Source organism: Brevundimonas sp. LPMIX5 (assembly GCF_003576505.1).
Taxonomy (GTDB): domain Bacteria; phylum Pseudomonadota; class Alphaproteobacteria; order Caulobacterales; family Caulobacteraceae; genus Brevundimonas; species Brevundimonas naejangsanensis.
The window spans coordinates 82,754-97,157 of sequence record NZ_QWTZ01000011.1; the positions used below are offsets into that span (position 1 = coordinate 82,754).

Sequence of the window (14,404 nt, forward strand, 5' to 3'; positions counted from 1 at the left end):
GACCGCTGCGTCTTGAAGCCAAAGCACTGGGTCCCGGCGTCCGCCGGGATGAGCGGGAGAGAGGGTGGCGTAAAAAAAGGCCCGCCCGAAGCAGGTCGGGCGGGCCGATCTCCGTCCGACCGGCCACGCGGGGTCGGTAGGCGGGTCGCGCGGCGGCGAACGGAGAAGCTGTGTCGGAAGGCGCCTGTCCCGCCGTCATCCTCAGGCTTGCCCGAGGACTGGATCGTCCGCGCGATCCCGGCTGGAACGGAAGGGGGCGCTTCCTGGCGTCATCCTCGGGTCAGGCCCGAGGGTGACGGCGTTCAAATGATGGGACGGATCAGCCTTCCATGTCCTGGCCCTCGTCGGGTTCGGGCGCGCCCAGCATGTCGTCGGCGATCTTGGCTGTGGACTGGCGCACCGCCTTTTCGATCGAGGCGGCCATGTCGGGATTGTTCTTGAGGAACTCCTTGGCGTTCTCGCGGCCCTGGCCGATGCGGGTCGAGTCATGAGAGAACCAGGAGCCGGACTTCTCGACGATGCCCGCCTTGACGCCCAGGTCGATGATCTCGCCGATCTTGGAGATGCCTTCGCCGTACATGATGTCGAAGACGACTTCGCGGAACGGCGGGGCGACCTTGTTCTTGACCACCTTGACGCGGGTGGTGTTGCCGACCACCTCGTCGCGGTTCTTGATCGCGCCGATGCGGCGGATGTCCAGGCGCACCGAGGCGTAGAACTTCAGCGCATTGCCGCCCGTCGTCGTTTCCGGCGAGCCGTACATGACGCCGATCTTGTGACGAATCTGGTTGATGAACAGGACGATGCACTTCGACTTGGAGATCGAGGCCGTCAGCTTGCGCAGGGCCTGCGACATCAGACGCGCCTGAAGGCCGGGGAGGCTGTCGCCCATCTCGCCCTCGATTTCGGCGCGCGGCGTCAGGGCGGCGACGGAGTCGACCACCACGATATCCACGGCGCCCGAACGCACCAGGGTGTCGACGATCTCCAGCGCCTGTTCGCCCGTGTCGGGCTGCGACACCAGCAGGTCGTCCAGATTGACGCCCAGCTTTTGCGCATAGACGGGGTCCAGCGCGTGTTCGGCGTCGACGAACGCGGCCACGCCGCCCTTCTTCTGGACCTCGGCCACGGTGTGAAGGGCCAGGGTGGTCTTGCCCGAGGATTCGGGACCGAACACCTCGATCACTCGCCCGACCGGCAGGCCGCCGATGCCGAGCGCCATGTCGAGACCGAGCGAGCCGGTCGAGACGCTTTCGATCTCGGCCACCTGTCCGGCCTTGCCCAGTTTCATGACCGAGCCCTTGCCGAAGGCGCGATCGATCTGCGCGATCGCCGCCTCTAGAGCGCGTTGTTTGTCGCTGTCTTCTTTACCCACGAGCTTCAGTGCCGCCTGTGACATTGGTTTTCTCTCCCTTGCCATGATTCCCATCTGACTTCGGGAGAGACCCGCCACGGACCCGCTCCCTTGGTGAAGCCGACTATGGACATGGTTTGTTCTTGTTCGCAAGATGTTCTCGTGAACTTAACAGGAACATCCTTGGGTGACGCGACCGGAATTGACGCATGGTCTCTTTTGTCGGCCGGATTGATCCAACAGCCAAGCTCGCGCGTTAGGGCGGCATGACTGACATTGAGACCTCCCTTCCTGCCGAGCCGGCCAAGCCCGCCGTCCTGACCATCCGCAACGCCCGCATGGGCGACGTCGCCGGGATCAACGCCCTGGTGGCGCGGGTGTATAAGGATATGCCGCCCTATACGGCCGGGATGCTGCGCGGCCAGATCGCCACCTATCCGGACGGCCAGTTCGTGGTCGAGTTCGAGGGCGAGATCGTCGGCTACGCGGCCAGTTTCCGCATCGACGAAAAGTCGGCGATGGGGCCGCACACCTGGGACCAGATCACCGGCGGCGGCTATGGCGCGCGCCACGATCCGGCGGGCGAGTGGCTGTATGGGATGGAGGTCTGCGTCGACCCCGCCCGGCGCCGCCTGCGCATCGGCCAGCGCCTGTATGACGCGCGCCGCGACCTGTGCGAGGCGCAGAACCTGAAGGGCGTCGTCTTCGGCGGCCGGATGCCCGGCCTCGCGCGCCGCCGCTCGGCCTATCCCGACCCGAACGCCTATGTCGAGGCGGTGCGCGACCGCAAGGTGAAGGACCCGATCATGGCCTTTCACCAGCGTTCAGGGTTCGAGCCGGCGGGGGTGCTGCTGAACTATCTGCCGTCAGACAAGGCGTCGCTGGGTCACGCGGCGCGCTGGGTCTGGCGCAACCCCTACTATGTCGAGGCGACGGGCAAGGGGGCGGCCTTTGCCGTCAAGGAAACGGTGCGCGTGGCCACCGTCCAGCTGCAAATGCGCAAGGTCGGCAGTTTTCAGGAGTTCATGGACAACGTCGAATATTTTGTCGACGTGGTGTCGGACTATCGCGCCGACTTCGTCGTCTTCCCCGAGCTGTTCACGCTTCAGCTGCTGTCGCTGGAGACGAAGAAGCTGACGCCTGCGGAATCGATCGAGGCCCTGACCCGCTATACGCCGCGCTTCGTCGAGGCGATGCGCGAGCTGGCGGTCGGCTACAACGTCAACATCATCGGCGGCTCGCACCCGACGCGGACCGAGGACGGCGACATCCAGAACGTCGCCTATGTCTTCCTGCGCGACGGCTCGGTGCATGAGCAGGAGAAGATCCACCCGACGCCGAACGAACGCCACTGGTGGAACATCAAGGGCGGCGACCGCGTCCACGCCATCCCCACCGACTGCGGGCCGATCGGGGTGATGATCTGCTACGATTCCGAGTTCCCCGAACTGGCGCGGCGCCTAGCGGACGAGGGGGCGCGCATCCTGTTCACCCCCTTCTGCACCGACAACCGGCAGGGGTATCTGCGCGTGCGCTACTGTTCGCAGGCGCGGGCGATCGAGAACCAGTGCTACGTCGTCATGTCGGGCAATGTCGGCAACCTGCCGAACGTCGAGAACATGGACATTCAGTACGCCCAGTCCTGCATACTGACGCCGTGCGACTTTCCCTTCGCGCGTGACGGGGTGGCGGCCGAGGCGAGCGAGAACGTCGAGACAGTGACGGTGGCGGACCTGGACCTGTCCGACCTGGCCTGGGCCAAGGCGCAGGGGACGGTGCGGAACCTGAGGGACCGCCGGTTCGATCTGTACAAGACGGTGTGGACGGACGGGGGGTGATCATACCCCCGCTCATGCCGGCGGACGCCGGGATCCAGTAAGAGCAGCGCGCACGAGGCTTGGTTATCCATGCCCGCGCGTTTGGGGCCAAAGCACTGGGCCCCGGCGTCCGCCGGGGTGAGCGGGATTATGTGACCTGCCTTCTATTTCGGCCGCTTCGCCGGGCTGTCTCGGAAGCGTGGCGCAGGGGCGGGCTGCACCACCCCTTGCGCGGTGACGAAGGCGTCGCGGGCGCGGTTGTGCGGGTGGTCGGGCGCCTCGGTCATGGACAGGACCGGGGCGACGCAGGCGGCTTGGGCGTCCGGATCGCTGCACCAGTCGTCGCGGGTGCGGGTGCGGAAGACGGCGGCCAGCCTGTCCTTCAGCCTCGGCCACTGTGCCGGGTCGAAGGGCATGGCGAAGTCGGGATCGCTGGCCAGTCCGGTCAGCCGCATAAGCGCGATATAGAAGGCCGGTTCGATGGCGCCGACGGCGACGTATTTGCCGTCCTGCGTCTCATAGACCTCGTAGAATGGCGCGCCGGTGTCGAGCAGGTTGACGCCGCGCTCGTCGCGCCACGCAAGGCTGGGCGGCAGGGGCGCGGGCAGGTTCTGGCGGAAGCCCCAGATCATGCTCATCAGCAGGGAGGAGCCGTCGGTCATGGCGCAGTCGATGACGTCGCCGCGCCCGGTGCGCTGGGCCTTCAGCAGGCCCGCCACCATGCCGAAGGCCAGCAGCATGCCGCCGCCGCCGAAGTCGCCGACCATGTTGATCGGCGGGGTCGGCTTCTCGCCCGCACGGCCGAAGGCGTGCAGCGCGCCCGAGACGGCGATGTAGTCGATGTCGTGGCCGGGCGCCGGAGCCAGCGGTCCGTCCTGACCCCAGCCGGTCATGCGGCCGTAGACCAGGCGAGGATTGTCGGCCAGCAGCGCGTCGGGGCCGAGGCCGAGGCGCTCCATCACGCCGGGACGGAAGCCCTCGATCAGGCCGTCGGCGTTGCGGGCCAGATCGCGGATCAGGGCGGCGCCTTCGGGCGTCTTCAGGTCGGCCTCGACCAGGCGGGCGCGGCTGCGGTTCAGGGGATCGCGCGGATCGGGCGCGGCGCCGGGTCGGTGGACCAGCACCACCTCCGCTCCGTGATCGGCCAGCATCATGCCGCAGAAGGGGGCGGGACCGATGCCGGCGATTTCAATGATGGTCAGGCCGTCGAGAGTTCCGCTCATGCCCGCCACTGAAGCCGAGGCGGGCGGCCCCGTCCAGCTTGCGCCGTTCGGGACCGCCTCTTCGGGGAAGCTGAATGATGTACCCGCTCACCCCGGCGGACGCCGGGGTCCAGTGCTTTGGCCGAGGGCGCGACCGTGCTGGTTGGCGAAGCGCGCGTCGCTCTTACTGGGTCCCGGCGTCCGCCGGGATGAGCGGGTATTGAAGTTACGCCGCGCGGTTCTTCACCAGATCGTCCACGACCGAGGGATCGGCTAGCGTCGAGGTGTCGCCCAGCGCGCCGAGTTCGTTCTCGGCGATCTTGCGCAGGATGCGCCGCATGATCTTGCCCGAGCGCGTCTTGGGCAGGCCCGGCGCCCACTGGATGACGTCGGGCGCGGCGATGGGGCCGATCTCCTCGCGGACCTGGGCGATCAGGGCCTTGCGCAGGGCGTCGCTCGGCTCGACCCCCTTGTTCAGCGTGACATAGGCGTAGATGCCCTGACCCTTGATGTCGTGGGGAAAGCCGACGACGGCGGCCTCGGCCACGTCGTCGTGCAGGACCAGGGCGCTCTCGACCTCGGCGGTGCCCATGCGGTGGCCCGAGACGTTGATGACGTCATCGACCCGGCCGGTGATCCAGTAGTAGCCGTCCTCGTCGCGGCGGCAGCCGTCGCCGGTGAAATACCGGCCTGGATAGGTCGAAAAATAGGTCTCGAAGAAGCGCTGGTCGTCGCCATAGACCGTCCGCATCTGGCCCGGCCAGCTGTCGGTGATGCACAGATTGCCCTCGGTCGCGCCGTCCAGAACGCCGCCCTCGGCGTCGACGATTTCAAGCTCGACGCCGGGCAGGGGCTTGGTCGCCGAGCCGGGCTTCAGATCGGTCGCGCCGGGCAGGGGCGAAATCAGGGCTCCGCCCGTCTCCGTCTGCCACCAGGTGTCGACGATGGGCAGGCGGCCTTCGCCGACGACCTCATGATACCAGCGCCAGGCCTCGGGGTTGATCGGCTCGCCGACCGTGCCCAGCAGACGCAGGGATTTGCGGCTGGACGTCTTCACCGGCGCGTCGCCGTCGCGCATCAGGGCGCGCAGGGCCGTGGGGGCGGTGTAGAAGATGTTGACCTGATGCTTGTCGACCACCTCCCAGAAGCGGCTGACGGTGGGATAGTTGGGCACGCCCTCGAACATCAGGCTGGTCGCCGCATTGGCCAGGGCGCCGTAGACGACATAGGTGTGGCCCGTGACCCAGCCCACGTCGGCGGTGCACCAGAAGACCTCGCCGGGACGGTAGTCGAACACCAGCTCATGCGTATAGCTGGCCCAGAACAGATAGCCGCCGGTGGTGTGCAGCACGCCCTTGGGCTTTCCGGTCGAGCCGGAGGTGTAGAGGATGAACAGCGGGTCTTCGGCGTTCATCGGCTCGGGCGCGCAGTCGGGCGAGGCCTTGTCCGTCTCGACGCCCCAGTCCAGATCGCGGCCCGCGACGAAGGGCACGTCGGCGCCGGTGTGGCGCAGGACCACGACGGTCTTCACGCCCGCGACCTTTTCCAGCGCCTTGTCGACATTGGCCTTCAGCGGCACGCGTTTGCCGGCGCGGCAACCTTCGTCGGCGGTGATGACGAAGGTCGATTCGCAGTCCTCGATCCGCCCGGCGATGCTGTCGGGCGAGAAGCCGCCGAAGATGACCGAATGCACCGCGCCGATGCGGGCGCAGGCCAGCATGGCGTAGGCGGCTTCCGGGATCATCGGCAGATAGATGGTGACGCGGTCGCCCTTCTTGACGCCGTTGGCCTTCAGCACGTTCGCCAGACGGCAGACGCGGTCATGAAGCTGGCCGAAGGTGACGGCTTCGCTGTCGGTCGGCTCGTCGCCTTCCCAGATGATGGCGACCTCGTCCTTGCGGGCGGGCAGGTGGCGGTCGATGCAGTTGACCGAGGCGTTCAGCACCCCGTCCTCGAACCAGCGGATGCGGAAGTCCTCCTTCTTGAAGGAGACGTCCTTGATCTTCGTCGGGAAGGTCATCCAGTCCAGCCGCTCGGCCTGGGTGGCCCAGAAGGCGTCAGGGGTCTCACGCGCCTGAATCCGGGCCGCTTCATAGCCGGCGCGGTCCATGTGGGCGCGGGCGGCCAGTTCAGCGGGGACAGGGTAGATTTCCGGATCAGACACGCGATTTTCCTCCAAAGTCTTTTTCTTCTTCGGCTTCAGAAGCCGTATTTCACGAACAGGATCAGACGGGTCATGTCGCCGTCCAGTCCTGACTCGAGTTTGCGGTCAGCGAACATCACCTCGGCGCCGACATCAAAGGCCGCAACGGGCGACCAGATCAGATTGGCGTGAAGGCTCTGGGCCGAGCGGTTGGCGCTCAGGCCGGTCAGGGCGATGTCGTTGTCGACCTTCTGCGTGGACCAGATCAGGCTGGAGCGCCAGCCCGGCGCCCAGACGTGGCGATAGGCGGCGAAGCCTGCGACCACGCCGATGGCCTCCAACTCGCCCGAGGCGTCCAGCACCGCGTCATTGGAGAAGTTCAGCCCGACATAGCGGCCGATGCCTTCGCCGCCCGTCAGCATCAGGCGGATGTCGTCCTGCGCCCCGACCTTGAAAAGCGCCGAGGCCGACAGGCCCCAGCCCGTGGCGGTGGAATCCACGTTGGTCGCCGGGTTCTGGTACTTCAGCTGACGCAGCAGGCCGGACAGTTGCACGGCGCCCCACGGACGGCTGAGGCCATAGCGGGCGGTCAGGTCGGGCAGGCTGTTGTCGTCGGCGATGATGCGCGCGCCGCCGCCGAAGGGAGTGACGGTGGTCTCGGGGTTCTCCAGCGCGATGGAGAAGGGGCCGCGCGTATAGCGGACCTGGGCCTGACGGGCGAAGACCGTGCCCTCGGCCGAGCCGACGAAGTCCGCCGATTCCGGCAGGACGGCGGTGTTCTGGAAGTTGGTCCACTCCTGACCGATCAGCCACTCATCGATGGTGACGAAGGCGCGGCGCAGGGCGGGGTTCGAGCCGCTGGTCGTGCGCTGGTCGCCCGAGCCGGGCAGGGTCTGGAAGTCCATCTCCAGCCGCGTGCCGATCTTGCGGCCGCCGACCACGCCGTCGGTGGTCAGCCAGAAGCGGGTCTGGCGGGCGTTGAAGTCGGCGGCGACGTCCTCGCTGTCGCCGCCGACGGGGATGGCGCCGGGCAGATGATAGTCGCGCAGGGCGTCGCCATTGGCCGGGTCGCCGCCGGAATATTTCGAGGCCATGAAGTCGGTCTTGATGAAGCCGCCGAACTTCACCGTGTGGTCGCCGATGCGGAAGCCTTCCTCGCGCGGGGCGGCGGAAACGGGCGTCGGCGCCGGGACGGGCGCAGGGCGCGCTTCGAGGCGGACGATGTCCTGCGCCATGACCTGATTTTGCGAGGCCTGCTGCGTTCGGGCGACGGCGACTTCGGATTTCAGGCTGTTCAGCTCGGCTTCGAGCTGGGCGATACGGGCTTCCAGTGCGGCGCTGGCGTCCTGAGCCAGTGCGGCGCCGGGCGCGAGCAGCAACGCGGCCGCAGCCGCGCCGCCGAACAGACGGCAGCTTCCCATGCGTGGTCCTCCCAGACCGTTGTTCCGAGCCTGTCTGTCGCAGGCCTCAGGACGCCAGCATTCCGCGCGGTCCGGGTTTGCGGCCATTAGCCATTCGTCTAGTTTCGACCAAAGTCGAGGCGCGGCATGGTGTCGTCGCGACGCGGCCCGATGAACAAGAACCGCGCGTGGGAAGGACCTTCATGGATCGCATCGTCGTCGCCGACGACCATCCCCTGTTTCGCGCGGCCTTGAGGTCGGCCGTCGAAAAGGCGTCCGAGGGCGCGCAGATCGTCGAATGCGCCAGTCTGGCAGAGGCGCAGGCCGCCCTGTCCGAGGGGCCGGTCGATCTGTTGCTGCTGGACCTGAAGCTGTCGGATGTGGACGGCATGACGGGCCTGACCCTGATCCGCGCCGATCATCCGGCCGTCCCGGTCGCCGTCGTCTCGGCCAGCGAAGAGGCGCCGACCATCCGTCGCGTCCTGTCGCTGGGGGCGGCGGGCTTCATTCCCAAATCGGCGGTCCTGCCCGAAATGGTCGAGGCCATACAGGCCATCCTCGAGGGAGAGACCTGGGCGCCCGAAGTCGAGGCGGCGGGCGAGGAGGAGGCCGACCTTCAGGCTCGTATCGCCAGCCTGACGCCGTCGCAGCTGCGGATTCTGGAGGGGCTGAAGGTCGGGCGGCTGAACAAGCAGATCGCCTTCGACCTTGGCGTCACCGAGGCCACCATCAAGGCGCACCTGACCAGCGTCTTCCGCAAGCTGGGCGTGCAGAACCGGACCCAGGCGGTGATATTGGCGCAGTCGCTGGATATTTAGCGCCCTTCTCCCCTTGTGGGAGAAGGTGGGCGCCGGAGGCGCTCGGATGAGGGGTGTCAGCGCGACGCTCAAAAGTCATTCAGGCCATGCTGCCCTTACGCGGACGCCGGGACGTTCACACCCCTCATCCGTCAGGCTCCGCCTGCCACCTTCTCCCACAAGGGGAGAAGGGTCAGCTTCTCAGGAACGCTTTCAGCGCCGCTGGCTTGACCGGTTTCGGCAACAGCACGGCCCCGGCCGCCGCCGCCTTCTCCTTCAGCCCGTCGCGGGTGTCGGCGGTGACGAGGGCGATGCGTCTGACTCCCTGCGCGCGCAGGCGGTCGACGGCGGTCAGACCGTCCGGCTCGTCGTCGCCCAGATGCAGATCGACCAGGGCCGCGTCGAACGGGCCGACCGCCGCACGGGCTTCGGCGACCGAACGCGCGGTCACGGCCTGCGCGCCCCAGCGGTCCAGCAGGGCGGTCAGGGCGTCGAGGATGGCGGGTTCATTGTCCACGCACAGCACCCGCAGACCGATCAAGGGCAGGCGCAGGTCGTCGGGCGTGAGTTCCGGTTCGGGCGCCGCAGGGACGCGGGGAACGATGACGCGGAAGGTCGTGCCCCGCCCGACGTGCGAGGCCAGCGACAGCGGGTGGCCCAGCAGGTCCGACAGCTTCTGCACGATGGCCAGGCCCAGGCCCGCGCCGGGCTCGTCCACCGGGGCGCCAGGCAGGCGCACGAACTCGCCGAAGACCGCCTGCCGGTCGGCTTCGGCGATTCCGCGCCCGGTGTCGCTGACCAGAATCTGCACCCGTTCGCCGTCGCGTCGCGCGCCGATCAGCACATGCCCCCGGTCGGTGTAGCGGATGGCGTTAGCGATCAGGTTCTGCAGCATGGAGCGCAGCAGGTCGCGGTCCGAGGCGATCCACAGGCTGGACGGCGCCGCCGTCAGGGTCAGCCCCTTGGCGCGGGCGACCGGGGCGAACTCGCGCGCCAGTTCGTCGAACAGGCCGCCCAGGGCCAACGGCGCCACGGCGGGCCGGACTCCGCCCGCCTCCAGCTTGGACAGGTTCAGCAGGGCGGTCAGCAGGCGGTGGGCGCTGTCGATGGCGCGGTCGGCGTTGGTCGCCAGGCCGCGCGCGGGCGATCCGGCCAGATCCGCATCCTCCCTCAGGGCGGCGATGAACAGGCGCGCGGCGTGCAGCGGCTGCAGCAGGTCATGGCTGGCGGCGGCCAGAAAGCGGGTCTTGGAGGCGGTGGCGTCCTCGGCCAGGCGGCGGGCCTCCTCCAGCCGCTCGGTGCGGTCGGCGACGCGGGCCTCCAGCCGCTCGTTCGCCTCCTCCAGCTCGCGCGCGGCGCGGCGCAGGGCGGTGATGTCGGTATAGCTGGTGGCGTAGCCGCCGCCGGGAATGGGCGCGCCGGACGAGCGCAGGATGCGGCCGTCGGGCTGTTCGCGCTCGTGGTCGTGGGGGATGCGACGGGCCAGCGCCTCCAGCCGCCGTTCGACCCAGGCGTCGATCTCATGATCGGGCACGCCCGCCTCGCCGCGCTCGGCGTTCAGGCGATAGACGGCGGCGATAGGCAGGCCGACGTGGACGAAGCCCGCGGGCAGGTCGAACATCTCGACATAGCGGCGGTTCCAGGCGGTCAGGCGCAGGTCTTCGTCGACGACGCTGACGCCCTGATCGATGTTGTCCAGCGTGGTCTGCAACAGGTCGCGGTTGAACTGGACGGCCTGCGACGCCTCGTCGAGCATCCGCACCACGTCCTCGGGCGCGCGGCCTCCGGCGGCCAGCGCCGCAGCAAGGACCCGGCGGGCGGCGGCGGCGCCGACGGCCCCCGCCAGCATCCGCTCGGCCGCGCGGGCCAGGGCGGCGTCGGCGGGGTCGGCGTCCTTGAGGCGGGTGTCTGTCTCGCGCGCCCAGGCGGCGAAGGCGCGCTCGGCCCGTTCGTCGCCGATGAAGCGGGCGACCAGGGCGCGCAGGTCGCCGACCGAGGCCCCTGCCGAGCCGCCGCGTCCCTCCATCCAGTCCGGGCCGAGCCGGTCGACGAAGGCGCGGGCCTGGACCCGGTCGATCAGGCGCGGCGGCCGCGCCCGCGACACCAGAACGAAGACGCCCAGGTTCAGCGCCAGGCTGAGGAAGACCCCGGCCGCGAACGGGTCTTCCAGCCCAAGCATGGCGGGCACGTTCAGGCCGAAGCCGGGGGCCAGCTGCGGCGCGGCCAGCATGACGGCCCAGACGGCCATCCCCGCCGCCAGCCCCGCCAGCGCCCCGCTGGCCCGTCCGCCGCGCCACAGCACCGCTCCGAACAGCGACGGCGCCAACTGGGCCAGGGCGGCGAAGGACACCAGGCCGATGGCCGCCAGTCCGCTGGTCCGGTCCATCGCCAGATAATAGAGCCAGGCCAGCAGCAGCAGGCCGACGATGGCCAGGCGTCGGATATTCAGCAGGGTCCGCGCCATATCCGGCGGCGCCGCGCCGCGCCGCCGTCCGGCGCCCATCAGCGGCAGGACCAGATTGTTGGACACCATGGCCGACAGGGCCACCGCCTCGACGATGACCATGGCGGTGGCGGCCGAGAAGCCGCCGACGAAGACCACGGCGGTCAGCAGGCTCTGGCGCTCGCCCAGCGGCAGGGCCAGCACCAGCAGGTCGGGATTGGTCTGCGGGGTGAACAACCCCCCCGCCGCCACCAGCGGCAGGACGGCCAGGGTGGTCAGGATCAGATACAGCGGGAAGATCCAGCGCGCGCGGCGCACCTGGGCCGGATCGCCGCCCTCTACGAAGGCGACGTGGAACTGACGCGGCAGGCAGAAGATGGCCAGGGTCGCCACCAGGGTGATGGCCATGAAGCGGGCGTCGATGTGCGGCCACGTTCCCAATTGGCCCAGGCTGTCGGTCACGGCCTGCCGCGACGGCGAGGCGGCCAGCAGGAAGACGGCGAAGACGGCGACGGCCAGCAGGGCGGCCAGCTTGACGATGGACTCGATGCCGATGGCCTGGATCAGGCCGCGGTTATGCTCGGTCAGGTCGGGCCTTCGTGCGCCGAACAGGATGGCGAACCCGGCCAGAACCGCCGCCATGACCAGGACGGTCAGGCTCTCGGACCCGGCGACGGGGGTGCCGACCGTGATCATCTCGCCCGCCATCGACAGCGACTTGAGCTGCAGCGCGATGTAGGGGACCGAGCCCAGGATGGCGACGCCCGCCACCGCCGCGCCCAGCGCCGGGCTCTTGCCGTAGCGGGACGAGATGAAGTCAGCCATCGAGCCGACGTTCTCGCGCCGGGCGGCCGAGGCGATGCGCCGCCACAGCGGCAGCAGCAGGGTCAGCCCCAGGATCGGCCCGGCGTAGATGGGCAGATACTCCCACCCGTCGCGCGCCGCCGTGCCCACCGCGCCGTAATAGGTCCACGACGTGCAGTATATGGCCAGCGACAGCGCATAGAGCGACGGCCCCAGCATCCCGCGCCGCGCCTTGATCTGCGGCCGCTCGTACCACCAGGCGATGCCGAACAGGGCGGCCATGTAGAAGGCCGTCAGGGCCAGGGTGGCGAGGCTGAACATGGGCGTCATCTGGGCCGGGCGCGATCACGCGGGCAAGTGAAAAAGAGGGCGGCCAGGCCGAAGCCGGACCGCCCGCAGGTTGGCGAAAAGTTCGCGACCTTCTCCCTCCCCTTCATGGGGAGGGTGGTCGAAGCGAAGCGGAGACCGGGTGGGGAGGGCGTGGTGATCCTGGTCTCGACGCGAACCTGGCCTCGGCGCTTGGATAGCCTGGCCGCCCCCACCCGGCTTCGCCCTGTCGGGCTCAGCCACCCTCCCCATAAAGGGGAGGGAGAGCATCAGGAGCCTTAGTCGTGGATGTTCACGTCCTTGCCTTCCTTCACGAAGAGGACGCCGATGATCAGGGTCAGAACGGCGATGGCGATGGGGTACCACAGGCCGTAGTAGATGTTGCCCGTGGCCGCGACCATGGCGAACGCCGTGGTCGGCAGGAAGCCGCCGAACCAGCCGTTGCCGATGTGATAGGGCAGGGACATGGAGGTGTAGCGCACCTTGGTCGGGAACATCTCGACCAGGGCGGCGGCGATCGGGCCGTAGACCATGGTCACATACAGCACCAGCAGGAACAGGATGCCGATCACCAGCGGCTTGTTGACCAGTTCGCTGTCGGCCTTGGCCGGATAGCCGGCTTCGGTCAGGGCGGCGGTCAGGCTGGCGTCCCAGGTCTTCTTCTGCGCGTCGAAGTCCGCCTTGGGCATGATCTTGCCGTTGAAGCTGTCGACCACGCGATCGCCGATGCGCACCTGGGCCACGGTCCCGGCGGGGGCGGCCTCATTGACGTAGGTGACGCCCGCCTTGGCCAGATGGGTTTTGGCGACGTCGCAAGAGCTGTTGAAGACGGTCTTGCCGACGGGGTCGAACTGGAAGTGGCAGTCGGCCGGGTCGGCGACCACGGTCACCGGCGACGAGGCCGCCGCAGCGGCCAGGCGCGGGTTGGCCGCCTCCGTCAGGGCGCCGAACAGCGGGAAGTAGGTCACGGCGGCCAGCAGGCAGCCCGCCATGATGATGGGCTTGCGGCCGATCTTGTCCGACAGCCAGCCGAAGATGATGAAGAAGGGCGTCGCCAGCGCCAGGGCGGCGGCGATCATGATGTTGGCCAGGGTCGGATCGACCCTCAGCGTCTTCTCCAGGAAGAACAGGGCGTAGAACTGACCCGTGTACCAGACCACGGCCTGACCGGCCGCCAGGCCGAACAGGGCGATCAGCACCAGCTTCAGGTTCGGCCACTTCATGAAGCTGTCCTTCAGCGGGGTGGTCGAGCCCTTGCCCTCGGCCTTCATGCGCTTGAACGCCGGGCTTTCCGACAGCTTCAGGCGAATCCACAAGGATACGCCCAGCAGCAGGATCGAGACCAGGAAGGGGATGCGCCAACCCCATGCGACGAAGGCTTCCTCGCCGATGGTGAAGCGGACGCCCAGGATCACGGCCAGGCTGAGCAGCAGGCCCACGGTGGCGGTGATCTGGATGAAGGAGGTGTAGAAGCCGCGCTTGCCCTCCGGGGCGTGCTCGGCGACGTAGGTGGCGGCGCCGCCGTATTCCCCGCCCAGCGCCAGGCCCTGGATCAGGCGCATCAGCACCAGGATGATCGGGGCGGCGATGCCGATGGCGGCATAGGGCGGCAACAGGCCGACCACGAAGGTCGAGACGCCCATCAGCAGCATGGTCACCAGGAAGGTGTTCTTGCGCCCCCACAGATCGCCCATGCGGCCGAAGACGATGGCCCCGAACGGGCGCACGGCGAAACCGGCGGCGAAGGCCATCAGGGCGAAGATGAAGCCGGTGGTCTCGTTCACGCCCGAGAAGAACTGGGCGGAAATGATCGCGGCCAGCGAGCCGTAGAGATAGAAGTCGTACCATTCGATAACGGTGCCGACGGAGGAGGCGAGAATCACCAGCCGGTCGTTCTTGTCGACCGTGTGCTCGCCGCCGTCCGCCGCACCTATGGCGCGGTCGGTCATGGGCAGTCCCTTCCTGTGCGGCCGCGAAGCGCGGCGCGTTTCCCTCGCGCTCGGCGTGCTTTGCGCCGAGCGTCGGAAGGGAGAGTGACAGCAGGAACGACGGTTTGCGCAGACCGACCTTGGTCGAATGATCCGGCTTGGGAACCCTCTCCCGGCGGGAGAGGGCTT

The 14,404-nt window shown here is 68.4% G+C and carries 8 protein-coding genes; 2 read left to right on the top strand and 6 right to left on the bottom strand.

Annotated elements, in window-relative coordinates:
* Positions 1-319: 319 nt before the first annotated feature.
* On the bottom strand, positions 320-1,399 hold the full coding sequence (gene recA, locus D1604_RS11335) for a recombinase RecA (RefSeq protein ID WP_024354566.1): 1,080 nt from the start codon (positions 1,397-1,399) through the stop codon (positions 320-322).
* Positions 1,400-1,620: 221 nt separating this feature from the next.
* Between recA and D1604_RS11340 the strand changes: the two genes are divergently transcribed.
* Complete coding sequence (locus D1604_RS11340) at positions 1,621-3,192, top strand: bifunctional GNAT family N-acetyltransferase/carbon-nitrogen hydrolase family protein (RefSeq protein WP_119413364.1); 1,572 nt, start codon at positions 1,621-1,623, stop codon at positions 3,190-3,192.
* Positions 3,193-3,335: 143 nt separating this feature from the next.
* On the opposite strand, the gene D1604_RS11345 is transcribed toward D1604_RS11340, so the two are convergent.
* The 3 genes from D1604_RS11345 to D1604_RS11355 all read right to left on the bottom strand — a co-directional run bounded on the left by D1604_RS11345 (position 3,336) and on the right by D1604_RS11355 (position 7,937).
* Positions 3,336-4,394, bottom strand: a complete 1,059-nt coding sequence (locus tag D1604_RS11345; RefSeq protein WP_119413365.1) for a CaiB/BaiF CoA transferase family protein — start codon at positions 4,392-4,394, stop codon at positions 3,336-3,338.
* Positions 4,395-4,599: 205 nt separating this feature from the next.
* Entirely contained in the window at positions 4,600-6,537 is a 1,938-nt protein-coding gene (gene acs, locus D1604_RS11350; protein WP_119413376.1) for an acetate--CoA ligase, read from the bottom strand.
* A 35-nt stretch (positions 6,538-6,572) separates the two neighbouring features.
* Entirely contained in the window at positions 6,573-7,937 is a 1,365-nt protein-coding gene (locus D1604_RS11355; RefSeq protein WP_119413366.1) for a DcaP family trimeric outer membrane transporter, read from the bottom strand.
* Between the two features lie 182 nt (positions 7,938-8,119).
* Between D1604_RS11355 and D1604_RS11360 the strand changes: the two genes are divergently transcribed.
* A complete protein-coding gene (locus D1604_RS11360) occupies positions 8,120-8,734 on the top strand; it encodes a response regulator transcription factor (RefSeq protein ID WP_119413367.1) in 615 nt (204 codons plus the stop codon).
* Positions 8,735-8,906: 172 nt separating this feature from the next.
* On the opposite strand, the gene D1604_RS11365 is transcribed toward D1604_RS11360, so the two are convergent.
* Positions 8,907-12,281, bottom strand: a complete 3,375-nt coding sequence (locus tag D1604_RS11365; RefSeq protein ID WP_119413368.1) for a hybrid sensor histidine kinase/response regulator — start codon at positions 12,279-12,281, stop codon at positions 8,907-8,909.
* Positions 12,282-12,565: 284 nt separating this feature from the next.
* Complete coding sequence (locus D1604_RS11370) at positions 12,566-14,236, bottom strand: MFS transporter (protein WP_119413369.1); 1,671 nt, start codon at positions 14,234-14,236, stop codon at positions 12,566-12,568.
* Positions 14,237-14,404 lie beyond the last annotated feature (168 nt).

Coding starts and splice junctions, on each gene's coding strand:
- recA (WP_024354566.1), bottom strand. CDS start 1,399: ATGTCACAGGCGGCACTGAAGCTCGTGGGTAAAGAAGACAGCGACAAA.
- D1604_RS11340 (WP_119413364.1), top strand. CDS start 1,621: ATGACTGACATTGAGACCTCCCTTCCTGCCGAGCCGGCCAAGCCCGCC.
- D1604_RS11345 (WP_119413365.1), bottom strand. CDS start 4,394: ATGAGCGGAACTCTCGACGGCCTGACCATCATTGAAATCGCCGGCATC.
- D1604_RS11355 (WP_119413366.1), bottom strand. CDS start 7,937: ATGGGAAGCTGCCGTCTGTTCGGCGGCGCGGCTGCGGCCGCGTTGCTG.
- D1604_RS11360 (WP_119413367.1), top strand. CDS start 8,120: ATGGATCGCATCGTCGTCGCCGACGACCATCCCCTGTTTCGCGCGGCC.
- D1604_RS11365 (WP_119413368.1), bottom strand. CDS start 12,281: ATGTTCAGCCTCGCCACCCTGGCCCTGACGGCCTTCTACATGGCCGCC.
- D1604_RS11370 (WP_119413369.1), bottom strand. CDS start 14,236: ATGACCGACCGCGCCATAGGTGCGGCGGACGGCGGCGAGCACACGGTC.